Genomic DNA, 22463 nt, shown 5'->3' with positions numbered 1-22463 from the left:
TCGCTTCACGAGCACGTGAAGTCATGCAGCGAGAATACGGAAGGACTGCACCGGCGGCCCCTCTCGCGGCGGGAGGGGAGCAACGGGAGTCAGAGGGCCGGTGTCCGCCGCGCGGTCATTGCGTGCCTTCGAGCAGCCCGAGCACCACGGCGCGGCGCACCGCATGCTTGCGCGAACTGGCGTCGAGCTTGCCGAAGAGATTCTTCAGATGCCACTTGACCGTGCCTTCGCCGATCATCCCCGCGCGCGCGATCTCCTTGTTCGTCAGATTGCGTGCGAGCAGTTCGAGAATCTCGCGCTCCTTGGGGGTCAGCACGACGCTCGGCACGGCGCGCGGTCCGCTGCTCTCGCGCGGAGGCGGCCGCACGTTCGGAAATGCGGCGGGCGTCCGGTCGATGTCATCGTGAGCCGATGCATCGCCCATTCGCCTTGCCCAGTCCGCGAGCGACGGATGGGCATCCACGATCGTGCGGCGCAGGCGGAAGGTCTGCGCGAGGTTCATCGCTTCGCGCAGCAGCGCGGCCCCGTCCGCGCCCTCCTCCTGCAACGCGAATGCGCGCAGCGCCAGAATCTCGATGCGGCATCGGCCCATGTTCATGTCGCCGGCCTGCCGCGCAGCCGCCTCCAGCGCGTCCAGCGCCTGCGGCCAGCTTCGCGCCGCAATCGCCGCATCCGCATGTGCGAGCCGCTGCAGCAGTGCGACCGACTTTCGCCACACCGGCCCGCGACCGGTCTCGTGCGCGACGATATCGTCGATCGGCCGCACCAGCGCCTGGCACGTCTCGATGCGATAGCGGCCCGCGTGCATGCGGACCTGCTCCGCGAGACCCGCCACGCACAGGCGCGGCTGACGCCGGCTCACGCCGAGCGCGTGCATCGCTTCGAGCATGTCGAGCGCGCGATGTTCGCCGCCGCGCACCGCCGCCAGCCGCGCGGCCGTGTGGTAGGCCACGATGACCATCTCCGGCGTCGCGGCGCGTTCGAGCACGTCCATGCGGTTCGACAGAAGCGCGGACGCTTCGTCGAGCCGGTCGTCTTCGTAAGCGATCGCGGCGCAGGCCGCCGCGAACATGCAGGTCATCGGATGCCGCCGTCCGTGCCGGGCCTCGGCGCTGGCGAGCGCGGGCTTCAGCACGTCTTCGGCAAGCGACATCTGCCCTTCCCAGAGATAGCTCGACCCGGCGATGTGATCGCCCCAGCGCATGAGGAACGCGACGCCTTCATCGCCATCGGCGGGCCGCGTGCGTTGCTGCGCGCGCCGCGCCTGCGCCGGCTCACCGAGCATCATCGCGCGGGCCGCGAGACGGTTTGCGTGAACCTGCGCGAGCCAGCCCCCGCCCTCGGGCGGCGATTCGGCCCAGGGTTCGAAAAGCGCGAGAAAGCGATCCGGTTCATCGGCGAAATAGGCCGCTGCGCTCAGGATCAGCGCACATTCGTAGCGCAGCTTCACATCGACGGCCGGGCCGGTCAGAATCTGCTCGACCTGACGCTGCGCCTCCTCGTGGCGCTGCCCGAGCGCGAGCGCCCACGCCGCCGCGAGCCGCAAGCGCGGACGCCGTTCCAGCTCCGGCTTCGGGATCAGCTCCAGCCAGTCGAGCACGAGACTCAGGTGGCCCTGACGCACCGCTTCGTGCAGGCTGCGCTCGGCGAGTTCGTAGGCGGTCTCATGCTCGCCCGCTGCGTGAGCGTGACGCGCGGCTTCTTCGATCATCCCGCGCCCGACGAACCACCGCATCGCGCGGGCATGCAGTGCCTGACGTTCGCTCGCGGGCAGGTCCACGAGACGCATGCGCAGCGCATCGCGCACGAGCGTGTGCAGACGGCACCACGCGCTGTCTTCGACGGCGATGAACACAGGCGTTTCGCGCACGAGGCGCGCGAGCCGGGCGGGCGTCTGCGCGCACTCCGTCAGCGCCTCGCACAGGTCCGGATGCAGCATGTCAACCACGCTGATGCGCGCGAGAAACGCCTCGTCTTCCGGCGACAAATCCGCAATCAACGCACCGACGAGATGCTCGCCCAGCCCGCCCGGCCCCGATGCGATCGCTTGCACCGCCTGCCGGGCGTCCGTGGCGCGCATCATCGCGGCGACGGCGAGCTGCAAGCCGAGCGGCCATCCATCCGTCGCTTCATAGAGACGCGCGCAGGCGTCGGCGTCCACGCGCGCGCCGAACCGGTTGCCGATCAGCGCGATTGTTTCATCGAGCCGGAAGCGCAACGCATCGGGACCGACGAGCGTGGCTTCGCCATATAACAGCAGATCGGACATCGGCGCTTCGAGCCCGCTTCGCCCGGCCGCGACGACGCGCAGGTTCTGCGGCGCGTTATGCAGCAGATACGTGAGCAGTTCGGCGCCTGCGGGCGGCAGCCGTTCGGCCTCGTCGATGATGAGCACCACGTCCATCGACAGCACCGCGATCTCCGCGAGCCATGCCGTTGCGCCATCGAGCGCGCCCACGGATGCGAGCGCGCCGTCAAGCAGCAGCGCGCCGAAGCCCGAGCGCGCGCATCCCGTCCTGACCGCCTGCACGAGCGCGCGCAGGAGCCGTCCCGCGTCGTCGCGTTCGTCGGCGAGCAGCCAGGCCACGGCGGACCCGCGCGCGAGAAATTCACGCCGCCATTGCGCGAGCAACGAGGTCTTGCCATAGCCGGCGGGAGCCTGAACGAGCGTGATCTGACGATCGCGATACGGCGCGGCATCGGCGCTCAGCCGCTGCCGCGCAAGTAGATTCAGCGGCGCGCGCGGCGCAATGGTTTTCAGGACCAGTTCGGTCGTCGAGGGCGCTGCGTCGCTTGTCATGGAAGCCATCGCATGAAGACGGGTCCGGTCGGGCACAGGATCGTTCCAATCGATAGCACGAGTCAACCCCTCTCGCCGCGAGAGGGTCGCGCCGGACCTCGCTGATCTAGCATGCACAGCATGAATTCACGCACAGAGTCCTTCAGCGCAAAGCCATGTATCAGCACCTGCTCGTTCCTGTCGGCGATACCGACGCACGCATCGAAGCGATCGGTCACGCGACCGAATTCGCCCATGCCGTCGGCGCGCGAATCACCTTCCTGCATGTATCGCCGGTTGGCGGCGAAGTCGGCGCGCCGCGCTGGCACGGCGACGGGCGCGCACATGAATGGCTCGCACGCGCCGAAGCCGGCGCCCGTGCGCAAGGCGTTCCGTGCGCCTCCGTGTGTATCGCCGGCGACGACTCGCTCGACGCGATCATCGCGCATGCCCGGCAACACGGATGCGATCTCGTTTGCACGAGCGCGAGCCCGACGCCAACGGCCACGACCGCAATGAACGACCGCATGAGCGACGCATTGCGTCCGGCCGTGCTGTCCTGCGAAACCGACGAGCGGCCCGCGGTGACGGCGTCGATCGGCGCGCTGCTGCACGCGCATCGCACGCTCGCCGAGACGCTGCACGAGTGCCTCGACACGATCGGCGCGGCGGCGAAGCGGGGCGAGCATCCATCGGTGGAAACGATGCGCGAGATCGTTCGGAGGCTGCATCGGCTGTCGGCGGGCAGTATCCATGCGAAGCGAAAGGCCGCGTTGTTCAGGCGGCTGCGCAAGCGCACATCGCGCGTGAACGCGGAACTGGCCGAACTCGAGCGGCTGCATCAGCGCGATGACGACATGCTCCACGAGCTCGCGCGAATGGTCGGACGAGAGTCGCACGACGCGCCCGCGCCCGAGCTTGTCGAAGCGTCGCTCTTCGCCTATGCGCGCACCGTCCACGAATGGATGGGCCGCGAACAGGGCGTGATCCTGCCCGCGGCGCGGCGTTACCTGAGCTATGCGGACTGGGCCGAAATCGACTGGCGATTCGGCTCGGCGGGTCTCGTCAGCGAGACCGCGAAACACGACACCGCGAGCGGCGCATACGGCCCGCGCGCATCAACAGATTGAACGGAGAGAGAACGATGGCACATGCAATCCGCTTCCACGAAACCGGCGGCCCCGAAGTCCTGCGATGGGAGGAAGTCGCGGTCGGCAAGCCCGGCCCCGGACAAGTCCGGCTGCGTCACGAGGCCGTGGGCCTCAATTTCGCCGACACGTACTTTCGTTCGGGCCTCTACCCCGTGCCGCTGCCCGCCGGCATGGGCGTCGAAGCGGCAGGCGTGGTGCAGGCGGTCGGCGAAGGCGTCAACAGCGTGCGCGTGGGCGACCGCGTGACCTATACCGGCTTCATCAACACGCTCGGGGCGTACAGCACCGAACGCATCGCGCCTGCTTCCGCGCTGATCCGGCTGCCGGGCGATATGGAATGCGCGACCGCCGCCGCCATGACGATGCGCGGTCTCACCGCGTCGTACCTGATGCGCCGCATCCACGCGTTCGAAGCGGGCGATTCGATCCTGCTGCATGCGGCGGCGGGCGGCGTCGGGCTGATCGTGTCGCAATGGGCGCGGCTGCTCGGCGTCACGGTGATCGGCACGGTATCGAGCGAAGCGAAAGCAGAAATTGCACGCGCTCACGGCTGCGAGCACGTTATCGACTACAGCCGCGAAGACGTCGCGCGGCGCGTGCGCGAGCTGACCGACGGCGCGGGCGTGAACGTCGTGTTCGACAGCGTCGGCAAGGACACCTTCGATGCATCGCTCGATTCGCTCAAGCGCCGTGGCCTGATGGTCTGCGTGGGCACCGCGTCGGGTCCGATCCCGCCGTTCAATCCGCAGTTGCTGGCAATGAAAGGCTCGTTGTATCTGACCCGCCCGGCGCTCGCCGACTATATCGCCGATCCGGCCGAGAAGAACGCGCTGGCGAGCGAACTCTTCGGACACGTGGCGAGCGGTCGAATCCGCATCGAGATCAATCAGCGCTATGCGCTGCAGGACGCCGCGCAGGCGCATCGCGATCTCGAATCCCGCAAGACAACGGGCTCATCCATTTTCGTCGTGTAAGGAGACACACATGCGCGTCGAACCACTCACCTGCTCCATCGGAGCCGAACTCGTCGGCGTCGATCTCGCGGACGCGATTCACGACGACGGCCTCTTCGCCGACATCCGCGCCGCGCTGCTCGCGCATCGCGTGCTGTTTCTGCGCGATCAGGACATTACGCGTGCCGAGCATGTCGCGTTCGCGCGGCGCTTCGGTGATCTCGAGGATCATCCGGTCGCGGGCAGCGATCCCGAGCATCCGGGGCTCGTGCGGATCTACAAGAACCCCGAGCAGCCGAACGACCGATACGAAAACGCGTGGCACACGGACGCCACCTGGCGCGCCGCGCCGCCGTTCGGCTGCGTGCTGCGTTGCGTCGAGTGCCCGCCCGTGGGCGGCGACACGATCTGGGCGAACATGGTCCTCGCATACGAGAACCTGCCGGCGCACATCAAGGCGCAGATCGCCGATCTTCGCGCGCGTCACAGCATCGAAGCGAGCTTCGGCGCCGCGATGCCGATCGAAAAGCGCCATGCGCTGAAGGCGCAGTTCCCGGATGCCGAGCATCCCGTGGTTCGCACGCACCCCGAGACCGGCGAGAAGACGCTTTTCGTCAACGCATTCACGACGCACTTCACGAACTATCACACGCCCGAGCGCGTTCGCTTCGGTCAGGACGCGAATCCGGGCGCGGCGCAGTTGTTGAGCTATCTGATCAGCCAGGCGTATATCCCCGAATATCAGGTGCGCTGGCGCTGGAAGAAGAACAGCATTGCGATATGGGACAACCGCAGCACCCAGCATTACGCGGTGATGGACTACCCGCCCTGTCACCGGAAGATGGAGCGCGCGGGGATCATCGGCGATGTGCCGTACTGACCCGGCGCGCCGCCGCATCGCATCGGATATCTAATCATCTCATCTCTTGACGCTGGAGCAACACATGCAATTCCTCGACGATTCCCTGCACCCCGAAAACCAGGACAAGGTCGTGATCACCGTCGCGCCGTATGGCCCGGAGTGGATGCCGTCCGATTTCCCCGAAGACATTCCGGTGACGATGGACGAGCAGATTCAGAAAGCGGTCGACTGCTACAACGCAGGCGCCACGGTGCTGCATCTGCATGTGCGCGAACTGGACGGCAAAGGCTCCAAGCGCCTGTCGAAGTTCAACGAACTCATTGCCGGTGTGCGTGAAGCAGTGCCGGACATGATCATCCAGGTCGGCGGCTCGATCTCATTCGCGCCGGAAGACGACGGCCAGGCGGCCAAATGGCTGTCCGACGATACGCGCCACATGCTCGCCGAACTCGACCCGAAGCCCGATCAGGTGACGGTCGCGATCAACACGACGCAGATGAACATCATGGAGCTGCTGTATCCGGCGTATCTGGAAGGCACTTCGCTCGCGCATCCGATGTATCAGGCGGCTTATAGCGAAATGACCGTGCCTGCGGGTCCGGCCTGGGTCGAGGAGCATCTGAAGCGCCTTCAGGCCGCGAACATTCAGCCGCACTTCCAGCTCACCGGCATTCATGCGCTCGAAACGCTCGAACGCCTCGTGCGCAAGGGCGTCTACAAGGGCCCGCTCAATCTGACGTGGATCGGCATCGGCGGCGGCTTCGACGGCCCGAATCCGTTCAACTTCTTCAACTTCGTTCACCGCGCGCCGGACGGCTGCACGCTGACCGCCGAATCGCTGCTGAAGAACGTGCTGCCGTTCAACATGATGGCGATGTCGATGGGCCTGCATCCGCGCTGCGGCATCGAAGACACGATCATCGACCAGCACGGCAAGCGCATGACATCGGTGCAGCAGATCGAGCAGTGCGTGCGCGTCGCCCGCGAACTGGGGCGCGAGATCGCGACGGGCAAGGAAGCCCGCGCGATCTATCGCATCGGCGTGCAATACGAAACGGCCGATCAGACGCTCGCCGCGAACGGCATGTCGCCGAATCGACGAGCCGGTGAAGTGAACCTTCCGCTGCGCGCGGCTTGAACAAGTGGTGCGGACGCGTTCCGCATCGTTGACCGACACTCGACGGCGACAACAACAAACGGTCCCCGCGCTCATCGCGTGACGGAGACTCGAGCCGGACATCCGAGGAGACGATCTTGGAAATCAATTGCATCGAGCAGGAAACAGGCGGCGTTCGCGCCGTCGCGGCCGCATCGCGCAAATACGCGTGGGTGGTCTTCGCACTGACCTTCGGCCTGCTGCTATCGGACTATATGTCGCGACAGGTGCTCAACGCCGTTTTTCCGCTGCTCAAGCACGCATGGGGTCTGTCCGACACGCAACTCGGCTCGCTCTCCGGCGTGGTCGCATTGATGGTAGGACTTCTGACTTTTCCGCTCTCCGTGCTTGCCGATCGATGGGGCCGCGTGCGCAGCCTCATCCTGATGGCGACGCTCTGGAGTCTCGCGACACTCGGCTGCGCCATCGCCACGAACTACGGCGAAATGCTGCTGGCGCGCGCGCTCGTGGGTCTCGGCGAGGCGGCGTATGGAAGCGTGGGCATCGCGCTGATTCTCGGCATCTTCCCGGCGCATCTGCGCTCGACGCTCACCGGCGCGTTCATGGCGGGCGGCGCATTCGGCTCGGTGCTCGGCATGGCGCTGGGCGGCTTCGTCGCGGTGCATCTCGGATGGCGGGCGTCGTTCGGCGCGATGGCGTGCTTCGGCTTCGTGCTGGTGATCGCCTACATGCTGGCCGTATCGGATAAACGGATCGCCGCGCGCTTTCCCGATGCGCCGTCCACCAAGCGGCAGGCGGGCGGCATGCGTACGAGCCTTCGTGCGTTGCTGGCCGGTCTCTTCTCGACGGTCTCGGTGGTGTGCGCCTATCTCGGCAGCGGCTTGCAGCTTTTCATCATGGGCGCGGTGATCGCGTGGATGCCGAGCTTCCTGAATCGCTATTACGCGTTGCCGGCCGATAAAGCCGCCGCGGGCGCAGCGGTGTTCGTGCTGCTCGGCGGCGTCGGCATGGTGCTGTGCGGCATCGTGACGGATCGCGTCTGCCGGCATGCGCCGTCGCGCAAGTGGATGACCGCGATCGCCTATTGCCTCGCATCGGCGGTGCTGTTGTCCATCGGCTTTCGTCTCGATGCCGGCGCGATGCAGCTCGTGCTGCTCGGTGCAGGCATTCTCGTCGTGGCGGGCACATCCGGTCCGGCCGGCGCGATGGTCGCGAATCTCACGCCGGCGGCGATCCACGCTTCCGCATTCGCGACGCTCACGCTCGCCAACAATCTGCTCGGCCTCGCGCCCGGCCCGATCGTCACCGGGGCGATTGCCGATCGTATCGGCTTGCTCGGTGCGCTGCAGATCGTTCCGCTCGTCAGTATTCCAGCGATGCTGGCGTTCGCCATCGGCAAGTCGAGATATGCGCGCGATCTGAACCGCATCGACGCGCTGCGCGGCGAAGCGGCGACGAAATGAGCCTTATCTACGAGCAATCGAACATGACCATCCATCCGACTCACACGATCCTCATCGTTCCGGGCCTGCGCGATCACGTCGAAGATCACTGGCAGACACTGCTGGAACGCCGGCTGCCGAATGCCCGCTCCGTGCCGCCGCTCACGCACGACAAGCTGAACCGTGCAGCGCGCGTGGCGGCGCTCGATGCCGCGCTCGCCAGAATCGACGGCCCCGTTGTGCTCGTCGCGCACAGCGCGGGCGTGATGATCGCCGCACACTGGGCGCAGCGCCATCCGCAGCATTCGCACCGGATACGCGGCGCGCTTCTCGCGACGCCGCCCAATTTCGATGCGCCGCTGCCGCCAGGTTATCCCACGCCGGACACGCTTCGGAAGAACGGCTGGCTACCCACGCCACGCATACCGTTAGGGTTCCCTAGCATCGTCGCGGCGAGCACGAACGATCCGCTGGCGCGCATGGAACATGTCGCGGAACTCGCGAAAGCGTGGGGCAGCCGCCTCGTGGATATCGGCGCAGCGGGCCATCTGAATCCCGCTTCCGGATACGGCGAGTGGCCGCTCGCCGACGAACTCATCGCCGGGCTGTGTCTCGAGCGCCCGCATCAAGCTGCATGACTGTCAGGAGAAGCAAGAATGTCTGAACTGAAATCTAACGCTATCGTCATCGATCATGAGGCGGATACGCCTTCCAACGAATCGCCGGCAGCGCCCGCGCGGCCATGGGCATGGCGCTCTACCCGCGAACCGTACGACTGGATGGACGCGCACACGCCGCTCGGAGCACTCGATTCATGGCAAGGCTGAACGAAGCAACGATGACGCGAAGCCTCTCCATCGCTCACGCCCGCGACCTCGCGCCCGGCTCTCGCAAGCTCGCGTTCGTCGAAGGACGCAGCGTGGTGCTGTTCAACATCGAGGGCGTCATGCACGCAATCGATAACGCGTGTCCGCACAACGGCGCATCGCTTGCGAATGGCCGCCTCGATGGGCACGTCCTGCAATGTCCCGCGCATGGCCTGCGCTTCGATCTCGTGTCGGGATGCATGGTCGGCGCGCCCGATGTGTGCCTGACGAAGCTGTCCGTCGAAGCCATCGACGGCGAAAAGGGAGAGAAAGATTGATGAAGCGATACAACGAACCCACGAGTCCCGGCGCGGCATTTCGCGCTGCGGTGGAAACGAATGCGCCGCTGCAAGTCGTCGGTGCGATCACCGCGTATGCGGCGAAGATGGCTGAAGCCGTCGGCTTTCAGGCGCTCTATCTGTCGGGCGGCGGCGTGGCCGCGAATTCACTCGGCATTCCGGACCTCGGCATCAGCACGATGGACGACGTATTGACCGACGCCCGCCGCATCACCGATGCGACGAACCTGCCGCTGCTCGTCGATATCGATACCGGCTGGGGCGGCGCGTTCAACATCGCGCGCACGATCCGGTCGTTCGTCAGGGCGGGCGTGGCGGCGGTTCATCTTGAAGATCAGGTCGGCCAGAAGCGCTGCGGGCATCGCCCCGGCAAGGAAGTCGTGCCGGCGGCGGAGATGGTGGATCGCCTGAAGGCGGCGGTCGATGCACGCACCGACGACAGCTTCGTCATCATGGCGCGCACCGATGCGGCTGCCTCCGAAGGCATCGATGCGGCGATCGAGCGCGCGATGGCTTACGTCGAAGCGGGCGCGGACATGATCTTCCCCGAAGCGATGATCTCGCTCGACGATTACCGCCGCTTCAAGTCCGCTGTGCGCGTGCCGGTTCTCGCCAATCTGACGGAGTTCGGTTCCACCCCGCTTTTCACGACGGGTGAGCTGCGCGACGCGGGCGTCGATGTCGCGCTCTATTGCTGCGGGGCGTACCGTGCGATGAATGCGGCGGCACTCAATTTCTACGAGACCGTGATGCGCGACGGCACGCAGAAAACCGCGGTGCCGACGATGCAGTCGCGCGCCGATCTCTACAAGTATCTCGGCTATCACGCGTACGAGGACAGACTCGACGCGCTGTTCGCCGCCAGACAATGACCGTTAAGCCGGAGTAAGACACGATGAGCGAAGCAGACAACAGCATGCCGAACAGCGGCACATTCAAGCCCAAGAAATCCGTCGCCCTTTCCGGCGTGACGGCGGGCAATACCGCGCTGTGCACGGTCGGCAAGACCGGCAACGACCTGCACTATCGCGGCTACGACATTCTCGATCTCGCCACCACGAGCGAATTCGAGGAAATCGCCTATCTGCTCGTGCACGGGAAGCTGCCGAACGTCGCGGAACTAAGCGCCTACAAGGCGAAGCTGAAGGCGCTGCGCGGGTTGCCCGCGAACCTGAAGGCGGCGCTCGAATGGATTCCGGCGTCCGCGCATCCGATGGACGTCATGCGTACCGGCGTCTCCGTGCTCGGCACGGTGTTGCCCGAGAAGGACGATCACAACGTACCCGGCGCGCGCGACATCGCGGACAAGCTGATGGCGTCGCTCGGCTCGATGCTGCTCTACTGGTATCACTATTCGCACAACGGCCGGCGCATCGAAGTGGAAACCGACGACGATTCCATCGGCGGGCACTTCCTGCATCTGCTGCATGGCGTGGCGCCGTCCGAGTCGTGGGTCAAGGCGATGCACGTCTCGCTCAACCTCTACGCCGAGCACGAGTTCAATGCTTCGACGTTCACGGGCCGCGTGATCGCGGGAACGGGATCGGACATGTATTCGGCAATCACCGGCGCAATCGGCGCGCTGCGCGGCCCGAAGCACGGCGGCGCGAACGAAGTCGCGTTCGAGATTCAGTCACGCTATCAGACGCCCGACGAAGCCGAAGCCGACATTCGCCGCCGCGTCGAGAACAAGGAAGTGGTGATCGGCTTCGGCCATCCGGTCTATACGATCTCCGATCCGCGCAACAAGGTCATCAAGGAAGTCGCGAAGTCGCTGTCGGCCGAAGCGGGCGACACGAAACTCTTCGATATTGCCGAACGGCTCGAATCGGTCATGTGGGACGCGAAGAAAATGTTCCCGAACCTCGACTGGTTCAGCGCGGTCTCGTATCACATGATGGGCGTGCCGACCGCGATGTTCACGCCGCTCTTCGTCATTTCGCGCACGTCGGGATGGAGCGCGCACATCATCGAGCAGCGCATCGACAACAAGATCATCCGGCCGAGCGCGAACTATACGGGGCCGGATAACCTCGGGTTCGTGCCGCTGGCGGAGCGCGTCTGACATCCGTTATGCTCGCTGCCGCAACCATCGAATCCAATACGGGCCTTTCGGCCTCCGCGCCATGAACACCGAATACCGCAAACCCCTGCCCGGCACGCGCCTCGACTACTTCGACGCGCGCGCCGCCGTCGATGCAATCCGGCCCGGCGCCTACGACACGCTGCCCTACACCGCGCGCGTCCTCGCCGAAAACCTCGTGCGCCGCTGCGCGCCGCAGACGCTTGCCGCATCGCTCGGGCAGATCATCGAGCGCAAGCGCGACCTGGACTTTCCGTGGTTCCCGGCGCGCGTCGTGTGCCATGACATCCTCGGGCAGACCGCGCTCGTCAACCTCGCCGGCCTGCGCGACGCCATCGCCGCACAGGGGGGCGATCCGTCGCTCGTCAATCCGGTCGTGCCGACGCAGCTCGTCGTCGATCATTCGCTCGCCGTCGAATGCGGCGGCTTCGATCCCGATGCGTTCGCGAAGAACCGGGCGATCGAAGACCGGCGCAACGTCGACCGCTTCGACTTCATCGAATGGACGAAGAAGGCGTTCCAGAACGTGGACGTCATTCCGCCCGGCAACGGCATCCTGCATCAGATCAACCTGGAACGCATGAGCCCGGTCGTGCAGGTGAAGGATGGCGTGGCGTTTCCGGACACGCTCGTCGGCACGGATTCGCATACGCCGATGGTCGATGCGCTCGGCGTGATCGCCATCGGCGTGGGCGGCCTCGAAGCCGAAAGCGTGATGCTCGGCCGCGCGTCGTGGATGCGCCTGCCGGATATCGTCGGCGTGGAACTGACGGGCAAGCCGGGGCCGGGCATCACGGCGACGGACGTCGTGCTTTCGCTGACGGAGTTCCTGCGCAAGGAGAAAGTGGTCGGCGCGTATCTGGAGTTCCACGGCGCGGGCGCGGCGGGCCTCACGCTCGGCGATCGCGCGACCATCGCGAACATGGCGCCCGAGTTCGGCGCGACCGCCGCGATGTTCTATATCGACGAACAGACGATCAAGTACCTGAAACTCACCGGACGCGACGATGCACTCGTCGCGCTCGTCGAGACCTACGCCAGGCAGACGGGCCTCTGGGCCGACAGCCTGAAGCACGCGGAGTACGAGCGCGTGTTGAAGTTCGACCTGTCCTCGGTGGTGCGGACGCTCGCGGGGCCGTCGAATCCGCATCGGCGGCTGCCGGTGTCGGAACTGGCCGCGCGCGGCATCAGCGGCACGGTCGAGAACCACGCCGGCAAGATGCCCGATGGCGCGGTCATCATCGCCGCGATCACGAGCTGCACCAACACGAACAATCCGCGCAACATGATCGCGGCTGGCCTGCTCGCGCGCAATGCGAACCGCGCCGGCCTCACGCGCAAGCCGTGGGCGAAGACCTCGCTCGCGCCGGGATCGAAGGCGGTCACGCTGTATCTGCAGGAAGCCGGGCTGCTGCCGGAACTCGAGAAGCTCGGCTTCGGCGTGGTGGCGTATGCGTGCACGTCGTGCAACGGCATGTCCGGCGCGCTCGATCCGGCGATCCAGCAGGAAATCGTCGAGCGCGATCTCTACGCCACCGCCGTGCTGTCCGGCAACCGCAACTTCGACGGCCGCATCCATCCGTATGCGAAGCAGGCGTTTCTCGCGTCACCGCCGCTCGTCGTGGCGTATGCGATTGCCGGAACCATCCGCTTCGACATCGAAAAAGACGTGCTCGGCAACGATGCGGACGGCCGCCCGGTGCGGCTCGCGGATATCTGGCCGAGCGACGAGGAAATCGATGCAATCGTGGCGTCGAGCGTGAAACCGGAGCAATTCCGCAAGGTGTACGAGCCGATGTTCGCGCTCGCCCCCGACGCCGGCGAGCAGGCTTCCCCGCTCTACGACTGGCGCGCGCAGAGCACGTACATCCGGCGTCCGCCGTACTGGGAAGGCGCGCTTGCCGGTGAGCGCACGCTCAGGGGCATGCGCGCCCTCGCCGTGCTGGGCGACAACATCACGACGGACCACCTCTCGCCGTCGAACGCGATTCTCGCGGACAGCGCGGCGGGCGAATATCTTGCCCGCATGGGTCTGCCGGAAGAGGACTTCAACTCGTATGCGACGCATCGGGGCGATCACCTGACCGCGCAGCGCGCGACCTTCGCGAACCCGACGCTCAGAAACGAAATGGTGACGGACAACGGCGAGATCGTGCCGGGCTCCCTCGCGCGCATCGAACCCGAGGGCAGGATCACGCGCATGTGGGAAGCCATCGAAACGTACATGGAACGCAAGCAACCGCTGATCGTCATCGCTGGCGCGGACTACGGCCCGGGCTCCTCGCGCGACTGGGCCGCGAAGGGCGTGCGCCTCGCGGGAACGGAGGCGATCGTCGCGGAAGGCTTCGAGCGCATCCACCGGACGAACCTCATCGGCATGGGCGTGCTGCCGCTCGAGTTCAAGGCGGGCGTGAATCGGCTGACGCTTCGCATCGACGGGACCGAGACGTTCGATGTCATCGGCGAGCGCAAGCCGCGCGCGGACCTGACGCTCGTGATCCATCGCCGAAGCGGCGAGCGTGTCGAAGTGCCGGTCACGTGCCGGCTCGATACCGCCGAGGAAGTCTCGATCTACGAGGCAGGCGGCGTGCTGCAACGCTTCGCGCAGGACTTTCTGGAATCGTCGCAGGCAGCGGCGTAAGCGGGCCTTATTCGGACAAGCTACCAATCGATGACCATGACCCACGCACCGCAGATCAGGATTCCCGCCACCTACATGCGCGGCGGCACGAGCAAGGGCGTCTTCTTCCGCCTGCAGGATTTGCCCGAAGCCGCGCGCGCGCCCGGCCCCGCGCGCGACGCGCTGCTGATGCGCGTGATCGGCAGCCCCGACCCCTACGGCAAGCAGATCGACGGCATGGGCGGCGCGACGTCCAGCACCAGCAAGGCGGTGATCGTCGCGAAGAGCAGCCGGCCCGATCACGATGTCGATTACCTGTTCGGTCAGGTCGCCATCGACAAGCCGTTCGTCGACTGGAGCGGCAACTGCGGCAATCTCTCCGCCGCCGTGGGGCCGTTCGCGATCGCGAGCGGGCTGATCGATCCTGAGCGCGTACCCGATAACGGCGTGGCCGTCGTTCGCATCTGGCAGGCGAACATCGGCAAGACGATCATCGCGCATGTCCCGATGACGAACGGCGCGGTGCAGGAAACCGGCGGTTTCGAGCTCGACGGCGTGACCTTTCCCGCTGCCGAAGTGCAGCTCGAATTCATGGACCCGGCAGCCGAAGAAGACGGCGCGGACGGCGCGATGTTCCCCACGGGCAACCTGATCGACGCGCTCGACGTGCCGGGCATCGGCGTCCTCACGGCAACGATGATCAACGCGGGCATCCCGACAATCTTCGTGAACGCGGAAGAAATCGGCTATACGGGCGTCGAGTTGCAGGACGCCATCAACACGAATCCCGCAGCGCTCGCGATGCTCGAGACCATTCGCGCGCACGGCGCGGTGCGCATGGGTCTGATCGGCCATATCGATGAAATCGCCAGCCGGCAGCATACGCCGAAGATCGCGTTCGTCGCGAAGCCCGCAAGCTACGTCGCGTCCAGCGGCAAGCAGGTCGCCGCGGAGGACATCGACCTGCTGGTGCGAGCCGTATCGATGGGCAACCTGCATCACGCGATGATGGGAACCGCCGCCGTGGCGATCGGCGCGGCGGCGGCCATCGACGGCACGCTGGTGAATCAGGCCGCGGGCGGCGGCGCGCGCGAGGTCGTGCGCTTCGGGCATCCTTCGGGGACACTGCGGGTCGGCGCGCAGGCGAGCGAAACGGGCGGCAAATGGACCGTGACCAAGGCGATCATGAGCCGCAGCGCGCGCGTATTGATGGAGGGCTGGGTGCGCGTGCCGCAGTAATGCGGCGTGGCTCTCTTCTAGCGCGCTTCGGCCAGTGTCCCGCGCGTGCCCCGGCGCACGGCCCCGAGGGACTCCCATCCCAGATCGGAGAAACACGGGCCTTGCGTGGCTTCGCCGAACTTCACGTCGTTGTGTTCGGCGTTCCATTCGAGCACCACGACCTGCCCGTTCGCATCGACGGTCACGTCCCAGCCGATGCAGCGCGCAAACGGCACTTTCGCATGTAACTCGACGACCTTGCCGACGCATTCGGCGAACGCGGGCAGCATCAACCCGCTGAATGCGACCTTCGAGTCGGGGTGTGCGTCGACATCGGTCCAGTCGTTCAGATAACCCCTGCTCGACAGGCGGCCGCTTCTGAGATCGACCGCTACACAGACTTCGCTATCGGGGCGGATATACGTGTCCGTTGCCCGGCCGAGCCGCAAGAAGCAGGCGCGCAACGAGATGCGGCCGGCATCGTCAACAACGGTCGTGAGGCGCACCGTGGCCACCGCCTTCGACGCGAACTGATCGAACCACGGATGTTGCACGATGAATCGTTGCAGCACGCCGTTGCCGAGTGATCTGATCTGAGCGACGCGGAAGTCCTTGCGGTCGATCAGGAAGACGCCCCTGCCCTGCGATGACTGATCCAGCTTGAACGCGACCCTATCGCACTGGCTGAAGACGACGTCGGCGACCTCGGACTCGGGAATCGCAATGTGATCGGCCGAGAAGAACATGCCGTTCACGTAGTACGCGATATCCGGGAACACGTCGTCGCGAAAAAGCAGCCGCGACACGGGCTTCAGATGCGACATCTGTCCGTACAGGCCCTTCAGCTTCGGCACCACCACCCAGCCGTAATAGTTGTCCGGAATCCAGCCTTCCCTGAACGTTCCGGTGAACGCGGTATAGGCTTGCAGCCACGGCGCATAGCATGCGTCGCCGAATACGTCGCGTGCATAGGCATCGGCGAGCGCGATCTGGGCGGGATCGGTGCGGCCATGCCTCGCTTCGATCGCCCGCCGTATGCTTCTCGCCTCGACACCATGCCGCCAGTGGAACCTGCGACATGCAAGGTTCCGCCATGATCCTTTGACGAGCGTCTCGACGTGCTTCGGTGACATAGAACGATTGATCCTTTTTGGAACGTGCGACAGGTTACCCAGTGCGACCTGATGGGACGCTTAATGAAGCGCAAATTGGCGGAAAAGCGCTTTCTCTTGACGCCGGATTCACGTTCTGAAACTCACTCCTTACGCTTCAGCGGCTTTTGCTTACGAATGCATTAATCATGCAAAAAGGGATCGTAAGCAATCCTGTCTTCGAAGGGGACGAGAGCATGGCGAAGTGTGCGGGCGTCGTTTGTTCGGTTCAGCGCGATGACATCGACGGGCGATATCAGCCTGAACGCGCGGCTTGCCGTTATGAGACCATGCGCCAAGCGACGGGATCGCAGTTTGCTAACGTCGCCACCTGCATGCAGGGCTTTGCCACTACGCCCGGAAAGTCCGCTGCACACCTACATTCGAAGAGGACACGATGAATACTGCAACGAAGTACCTCGTAACGACCGCTCTCGCGCTGGGCTTGTCCACAGCTGCCCTCGCCCAGGGCAATGCAGGTGGAACACCCGGCGGCAACGGCGCCGGCCGCGGCGGCGTGGGCATCGGCACGCCCAACGGCAATGGCGAGACCGGCACACCGTCCGGTCCGACCGGCAAGCATTCGGCGCCGCCCAAGCGCCATCACAAGGCGAAGAAGACGAGCTGAAGCAAGGGCATCGAACAAGCAGGAATGCGCATGTCGCGACCCGGGTCCGGGATTTGCGGCATGCGTCCGCTCCAACCACCACGAGACCCGGATATGAAACTCTTGCAGCGCCTTACACTCGTGACCGTCATCGGTGCCGTCAGCCTCGGCGCCCACGCACAGGTCGCCGGCACGCAACCGCTCAGCGTGACCGTGCAGCAATCGCAAGCGTTGCTGGAAGGATGGAGCACCAAGAAAAGCATTCTCGGCAAGTCGGTCTATAACGACAAGAACGAGAAGATCGGCTCGATCATGGATCTGGTGATTTCACCGGACGCCACCGTGTCCGCCGCGATCATCTCCACCGGCGGATTCCTCGGCGTGGCGACGCACGATGTAGCCGTGCCGATCGCATCGCTCGAGCTCCGCAACGGCAACTTCTATCTGCCGGGCGCGACGAAGGATGCGCTCAAGGACACGCCGCAGTTCGAGTACAACAAGGTGAAGTCGCCGCCGAAGCCGAAGAAGCTGAAAGAAAGCCAGTAACGCAGACGAGCGGGTCGATGCTCATCGATCTGCTTGCACCACCTTGTCGAACGCTTCCCTGACGTCCGCGCAGAAGGCTTCCGCGACCACGGGCATCGGCTGAGCGGCGTTCGTCACGATGTAGAAGTGGTCCTGCACCGCTGGCGCGAAGCACTTCACCGCCACGCGCTCGCGTGCGTAAGCGGCGGTGACCGGATCGATCAGCGCGACACCCGCGCCGTTCGTGACGAGCGCCACGATTGCCTGCGACAGTTGCGCTTCGATCACGAGATCACGCGAGACGCCTGCTTCGACGAATACGCGATCGATCGCGCTGCGCGCATCGAAGCTCTGCGGGAACGAGATAAAGCGCTCGCCGCGCAGATCGGTGGCGCATAACGACGCGCGGCGCGCAAGACGATGCCTGCGCGGCACGATGCATCGCATCGCCGCCGGCGAGAGCCGCTCGCTCTTCACGGCCGGATGCGGGATAGGCTCGGCGATCAGCCCGACATCGCACTGACCCGATGCGACCTTCTCCACCACCGTGGTGGCGCTATGCGCGAGCAGATTGACGTCGATGCCCGCGTGATGCTCGACGAATCGCGCGATGACCGCCGGCAGAAGATCGAGCGCCACCGCAGGCGATCCCGCGACGCGCAGCGAGCCGCGCCGCATCGCGCGAATCTGCTGCGCCGCGAGCGCGATGCGGTCCATGCCGACGAACGCGCGCTCGACTTCCTCGAACAGCACGCGCGCTTCGGCAGTGGGCGCCAGGCGTCCCTGCTGACGCTCGAACAGCACGAAGCCGACGCGGCTTTCCAGATCGGCGAGCAGGCGGCTCACGGCCGGCTGCGAAATGTGCAGCGATTGCGCGGCGCTCGTCACGGTATGACGGAGCATCACCGCGCGAAACGCTTCGATCTGGCGAATCTTGAGTCCTGTCGTGTCCATAACACTGGATTATAGGCGACGCACGAACCGGCATTTGACGCCGATTTTCGTCTTGTTCAAAGTGTCGTCGAATACTTCTTACAGGCAGGAAATGCATTCGATGCACGAAAAGCAGGCCCATAACAAGGCGCGCCATTTCGACGTGGTCGTCGCGGGCGGCGGGCTCGTCGGCATGGCGATCGCGTATGGCGTCGCGCGGACGGGCAAACGCGTCGCCGTGTGCGACGGCGCGGACTCGGCGCACCGCGCGGCGCGCGGCAACTTCGGGCTCGTATGGGTGCAGGGCAAAGGCGGCCGCTGCTTGCCTTATGCGCAGTGGTCGCGCGAATCGTCGGAACGCTGGAGCGCGTTCGCGGCGCAATTGCAGCGCGCAACCGGCGTCGATGCGGGCTTCGAACGGCCCGGCGGCATCGAATTGTGCGAGACCGCCGAACAGCTCGACGCCGGGCATCGCCTGCTCGAATCGATCCGCGCACAGGATGCGTCGCTGACCTATGAAGTGCTCGACGTGAAGGCGCTGAAGGCACGGGTGCCGACGGCATCCGATGCGCTGGCGGGCGCGCTGTACTCGCCGCACGATGGCCACGCGAGCCCGCTCTACACGCTGCGCGCGATACAGCAGGCCTTCCGGCTTCATGGCGGCACGTATTTGCCTCATAACGAAGTGCGGGAGATTCGCCCGCGCGCGGGCCGCTTCGAAGTCGATACGACGAACGGCACGCTCGAAGCAGAACGCGTCGTGCTTGCCGCCGGTCTCGACAACGCGCGCCTCGCCCCGATGATCGGCATGCACGCGCCCATCACGCCGCTGCGTGGACAGATCATGGTGACGGAGCGCCTCGCGCCGTTCCTCGATTATCCGACGCTCGTCGTGCGTCAGACGCGCGAAGGCTCCGTCCTGCTCGGCGATTCCGCGGAACAGGTCGGCTTCGACGACGGCCAGACGCGCGCCGTAATGGCCGATATCGCGCGGCGCGCGCGCACCGCGTTCCCGCTGCTCGGCGCTGCACGCATCGTGCGGTCGTGGGGCGCGCTGCGCATCATGACGCCGGACGGCCTGCCGGTCTATGAGGAATCGTCCGCGCATCCCGGCGCATTCCTCGCCATCTGCCACAGCGGCGTGACGCTCGCCGCCGCGCACGCGGACGTCATCGCGCCGTGGATCGCGGGCGGCGGCAAGCCCTCGATTCTTGATCCTTTCGTCGCCACACGTTTTTCCAAATCGACCGATGCCCACGCTATTTGAACCTCTCGCAACCCTGCCTGCGCGCACGGTGCGCATCGACATCGACGGCGCCGAGCGGCATGTGCCCACGCATTACTCCATCGCCGCCGCGTTGCTGGAAAGCGGCGCGGCGTCGTGCCGCACGACGCCCGTCGCCGGCACGGCACGCGGCCCGTTTTGCATGATGGGCGTGTGCTTCGACTGCCTCGTCGAAGTCGATGGCGTGCCGAACGTGCAGGCGTGCATGACGCGCGTGCGCGACGGCATGCGCGTGCGCGCGATGAGCGGCAAAGCGAGGCTCGCATGACGCAGGCGACGTGCGATCTGCTGATCGTCGGCGCGGGACCGGCGGGCATGTCGGCCGCGATCGAAGCGCGCGCGGCGGGGCTGGATGTCGTCGTGGCCGACGAGAGCCACGCGCCCGGCGGACAGATTTATCGCGACGCCGCGCAGTCGCCGCTCGCCGATGCGACCGTGCTCGGCGACGACTATCTCGCAGGCCGCGCGCTCATCGAACGCTTCACCGGCAGCGGCGCGAAGCATCTCGTGCGATGCACGGTCTGGCAGATCGCGTTCGAGAACGGCCGCGTCATCGCGATGCTGACGCGTAAGCCCCACGATGAACACGGCGGCACGCTCGAAGTCGCGGCGCGCGCAGTGCTGATCGCCACCGGCGCGCAGGAGCGTCCGTGGCCCGTAAAGGGATGGACGTTGCCGGGCGTGCTGGGCATCGGCGCGGCGCAGACGCTCGTCAAGTCGTCGGGACTCGCGCCGTCGCAGGATGCGGTGCTTGCGGGTAGCGGCCCGCTTCTGTGGCTTTTCGCGTCGCAATTGCTCGAAGCGGGGCGCCGCGTGCGCGCGATCATCGACACCACGCCGCTCGACGCGTGGCGCACCGCGTTACCGCATGCGCTGCCCGCGCTTGCCGGCGCGGATTATCTGCTCAAGGGCCTGCGCATGATGCGCGCGGTGAAAGGCGCTGGCATCCCGGTTCATCGCGGGGCGAGCGCGTTCTCGATCGAAGGCGAAGGCCGCGCCGAACGCGTGCGTTTCATCGATGCGAGCGGCGCGCAGCAGGTCATCCACACGCCGCTCGTGCTGCTGCATCAGGGCGTGATTCCATCGACACAACTGCCCCGCTCGCTCGGCTGCGAGCACGAGTGGGATGCGCCGTCCGCGTGCTGGCGTCCGCGCACGGATGCGCGGGGCAGAAGCAGTGTCGAACATGTCTGGATTGCGGGCGATGGCGCGGGCATCGGCGGTGCGAAGGCCGCGATGCACGCTGGCACGCTCGCGGCGCTCGACATCGCGCGCGAACTCGGTGCACTCGATGCCCCGTCGCGCGATGCAAGGAGCCGCCCTGCCTTGCGCGCGATGAAGCGCCATCTCGCCGTGCGCCCGCTGCTCGATGCGCTGTACACGCCGCCCGCTGCGCTGCGCCGCCCCGCCGATGACGTGACCGTGTGCCGGTGCGAAGAGATCAGCGCGGGCGAGATTCGCCGTATCGCGGCGCTCGGCTGCCAGGGCCCGAATCAGATGAAGGCGTTCTCGCGCTGCGGCATGGGGCCGTGTCAGGGCCGATGGTGCGGCACGACGGTCGGCGAGTTGATCGCGCAAGTGCAGCAACGTCCGGTCGGCGATGTCGGCTATTACCGCATCCGCGCGCCGATCAAGCCCGTCACGGTCGACGAGATCGCCGATTCCATCGCCGTCAACGACGCCTTCACGCGCGGCGATTTTCCAAGCTGATTGCAAACACCGCCAACCACACCGAAACATACTTAGGAAGCCGAATGAATACCCCACGCGCAAAGACGATGATGACCGCCGCCGCCCTCGCCCTGATGGCGGCCAGCACGATGGCGACGGCGAAGGAATGGAGCACGATCCGCGTCGGCGTCGATCCGACCTATCCGCCGTTCGAATCCGTCACGAAGGACGGCGCGGTGCAGGGCTTCGATATCGACCTGGGCAATGCGCTGTGCGCGAAGCTGAAGGCGAAATGCGTGTGGGTGCAGAGCAGCTTCGACGGCCTCATTCCCGGACTGCAGGCGCGCAAGTTCGATGTGATCCTGTCGTCGATGGCCGCGAATGAAAAGCGCCGCCAGCAAATCGACTTCACCGAGCGGCTGTATCGCAATCAGACCCGTCTGATCGCGAAGGAAAGCGCGCATCTGCTGCCTGAGGCATCGAAGCTCGCGGGCAAGCGCGTCGCCGTCGAGCAAGGCACGGTGCAGGAGACGTACGCGCGTGAGAAATGGGCGGCGTCGGGCGTGGATGTGGTCGCGTATCCGAGCTACGACCAGGCGTATGCGGACCTGACCGCGGGCCGCGTCGATGCCGTGCTGATGGACGCCGTGCAAGGCAAGCTCGGCTTTCTCGCGACGCCGGCGGGCAAGGGCTTCGCGTTCGCGGGCGATGTCGTCTATGACCCGAAGATCATGGGCGACGGCGATGCCGCCGGGGTCCGCAAATCAGACCCCGATCTTCGCGACGCGCTGAATGGCGCGATGGCGGACATCCTGCGCGATGGAACGTATCGCAAGATCGAGGCGAAGTACTTCGACTTCGACATGTACGGCAAGTGACGCGCCGCCGCGTGCATCGATCG

21 protein-coding genes are annotated in these 22463 nt (G+C 65.9%); 18 read left to right on the top strand and 3 right to left on the bottom strand.

What is annotated here, in order from left to right; genetic code table 11:
- Positions 1-115: 115 nt before the first annotated feature.
- On the bottom strand, positions 116-2809 hold the full coding sequence (locus P9255_RS00975) for a LuxR C-terminal-related transcriptional regulator (RefSeq protein WP_404980227.1): 2694 nt from the start codon (positions 2807-2809) through the stop codon (positions 116-118).
- A 146-nt stretch (positions 2810-2955) separates the two neighbouring features.
- Here P9255_RS00975 and P9255_RS00970 point away from each other — a divergent pair, with 146 nt between their 5' ends.
- The 12 genes from P9255_RS00970 (at position 2956) to prpF (ending at position 15411) form a co-directional block, all read left to right on the top strand.
- On the top strand, positions 2956-3909 hold the full coding sequence (locus tag P9255_RS00970) for a universal stress protein (RefSeq protein WP_309789038.1): 954 nt from the start codon (positions 2956-2958) through the stop codon (positions 3907-3909).
- A 14-nt stretch (positions 3910-3923) separates the two neighbouring features.
- On the top strand, positions 3924-4904 hold the full coding sequence (locus P9255_RS00965; protein WP_309789037.1) for a quinone oxidoreductase: 981 nt from the start codon (positions 3924-3926) through the stop codon (positions 4902-4904).
- A gap of 10 nt (positions 4905-4914) precedes the next feature.
- Positions 4915-5763 (top strand): TauD/TfdA family dioxygenase, encoded by an 849-nt coding sequence (locus P9255_RS00960; RefSeq protein ID WP_309768400.1) that lies wholly within the window; start codon positions 4915-4917, stop codon positions 5761-5763.
- A gap of 64 nt (positions 5764-5827) precedes the next feature.
- Positions 5828-6883, top strand: a complete 1056-nt coding sequence (locus tag P9255_RS00955; protein WP_309768399.1) for a 3-keto-5-aminohexanoate cleavage protein — start codon at positions 5828-5830, stop codon at positions 6881-6883.
- Between the two features lie 116 nt (positions 6884-6999).
- On the top strand, positions 7000-8325 hold the full coding sequence (locus tag P9255_RS00950; protein WP_404980226.1) for an MFS transporter: 1326 nt from the start codon (positions 7000-7002) through the stop codon (positions 8323-8325).
- A 23-nt stretch (positions 8326-8348) separates the two neighbouring features.
- The gene (locus P9255_RS00945) at positions 8349-8942 is read left to right on the top strand and encodes an alpha/beta hydrolase (protein ID WP_309768920.1); all 594 of its coding nucleotides are present in this window, start codon (positions 8349-8351) and stop codon (positions 8940-8942) included.
- 18 nt (positions 8943-8960) lie between these two features.
- On the top strand, positions 8961-9131 hold the full coding sequence (locus tag P9255_RS00940) for a hypothetical protein (protein WP_309768397.1): 171 nt from the start codon (positions 8961-8963) through the stop codon (positions 9129-9131).
- An 11-nt stretch (positions 9132-9142) separates the two neighbouring features.
- The gene (locus P9255_RS00935) at positions 9143-9448 is read left to right on the top strand and encodes a Rieske 2Fe-2S domain-containing protein (protein WP_309768396.1); all 306 of its coding nucleotides are present in this window, start codon (positions 9143-9145) and stop codon (positions 9446-9448) included.
- Positions 9448-10341, top strand: coding sequence for a methylisocitrate lyase (prpB, locus tag P9255_RS00930; protein ID WP_309768394.1), 894 nt, complete (start codon positions 9448-9450; stop codon positions 10339-10341). The genes P9255_RS00935 and prpB overlap by 1 nt, the downstream gene beginning before the upstream one ends.
- A gap of 23 nt (positions 10342-10364) precedes the next feature.
- Positions 10365-11534: a 2-methylcitrate synthase gene (gene prpC, locus P9255_RS00925; RefSeq protein ID WP_309768392.1), complete on the top strand. Its 1170-nt coding sequence runs from the start codon at positions 10365-10367 to the stop codon at positions 11532-11534.
- 61 nt (positions 11535-11595) lie between these two features.
- A complete protein-coding gene (gene acnD / locus P9255_RS00920; RefSeq protein WP_309789036.1) occupies positions 11596-14193 on the top strand; it encodes a Fe/S-dependent 2-methylisocitrate dehydratase AcnD in 2598 nt (865 codons plus the stop codon).
- A 36-nt stretch (positions 14194-14229) separates the two neighbouring features.
- Entirely contained in the window at positions 14230-15411 is a 1182-nt protein-coding gene (prpF, locus tag P9255_RS00915) for a 2-methylaconitate cis-trans isomerase PrpF (RefSeq protein WP_309768390.1), read from the top strand.
- Between the two features lie 17 nt (positions 15412-15428).
- On the opposite strand, the gene P9255_RS00910 is transcribed toward prpF, so the two are convergent.
- Positions 15429-16523, bottom strand: a complete 1095-nt coding sequence (locus tag P9255_RS00910) for a sugar-transfer associated ATP-grasp domain-containing protein (RefSeq protein WP_309768388.1) — start codon at positions 16521-16523, stop codon at positions 15429-15431.
- 415 nt (positions 16524-16938) lie between these two features.
- Between P9255_RS00910 and P9255_RS00905 the strand changes: the two genes are divergently transcribed.
- Positions 16939-17169, top strand: a complete 231-nt coding sequence (locus P9255_RS00905; RefSeq protein ID WP_309768387.1) for a hypothetical protein — start codon at positions 16939-16941, stop codon at positions 17167-17169.
- A gap of 93 nt (positions 17170-17262) precedes the next feature.
- Complete coding sequence (locus P9255_RS00900) at positions 17263-17694, top strand: PRC-barrel domain-containing protein (protein WP_309768386.1); 432 nt, start codon at positions 17263-17265, stop codon at positions 17692-17694.
- A 21-nt stretch (positions 17695-17715) separates the two neighbouring features.
- Here P9255_RS00900 and P9255_RS00895 read toward each other — a convergent pair whose 3' ends face one another.
- Positions 17716-18627, bottom strand: a complete 912-nt coding sequence (locus tag P9255_RS00895) for a LysR substrate-binding domain-containing protein (protein ID WP_309789035.1) — start codon at positions 18625-18627, stop codon at positions 17716-17718.
- 100 nt (positions 18628-18727) lie between these two features.
- Between P9255_RS00895 and P9255_RS00890 the strand changes: the two genes are divergently transcribed.
- From P9255_RS00890 to P9255_RS00875, 4 genes are read left to right on the top strand one after another with little or no spacing between them, the layout of a single operon-like run.
- Positions 18728-19873, top strand: a complete 1146-nt coding sequence (locus P9255_RS00890; RefSeq protein WP_309768384.1) for an FAD-dependent oxidoreductase — start codon at positions 18728-18730, stop codon at positions 19871-19873.
- Positions 19857-20159, top strand: coding sequence for a (2Fe-2S)-binding protein (locus P9255_RS00885; RefSeq protein WP_309768382.1), 303 nt, complete (start codon positions 19857-19859; stop codon positions 20157-20159). The genes P9255_RS00890 and P9255_RS00885 overlap by 17 nt, the downstream gene beginning before the upstream one ends.
- Positions 20156-21601, top strand: coding sequence for an NAD(P)/FAD-dependent oxidoreductase (locus P9255_RS00880; RefSeq protein WP_309789034.1), 1446 nt, complete (start codon positions 20156-20158; stop codon positions 21599-21601). The genes P9255_RS00885 and P9255_RS00880 overlap by 4 nt, the downstream gene beginning before the upstream one ends.
- A gap of 44 nt (positions 21602-21645) precedes the next feature.
- On the top strand, positions 21646-22440 hold the full coding sequence (locus tag P9255_RS00875) for an ABC transporter substrate-binding protein (protein ID WP_309789033.1): 795 nt from the start codon (positions 21646-21648) through the stop codon (positions 22438-22440).
- The last annotated feature ends 23 nt before the right edge of the window (positions 22441-22463 follow it).

This window comes from Caballeronia sp. LZ019 (assembly GCF_031450825.1).
Lineage (GTDB): Bacteria > Pseudomonadota > Gammaproteobacteria > Burkholderiales > Burkholderiaceae > Caballeronia.
This window is presented reverse-complemented; position numbering and strand designations above follow the sequence as displayed.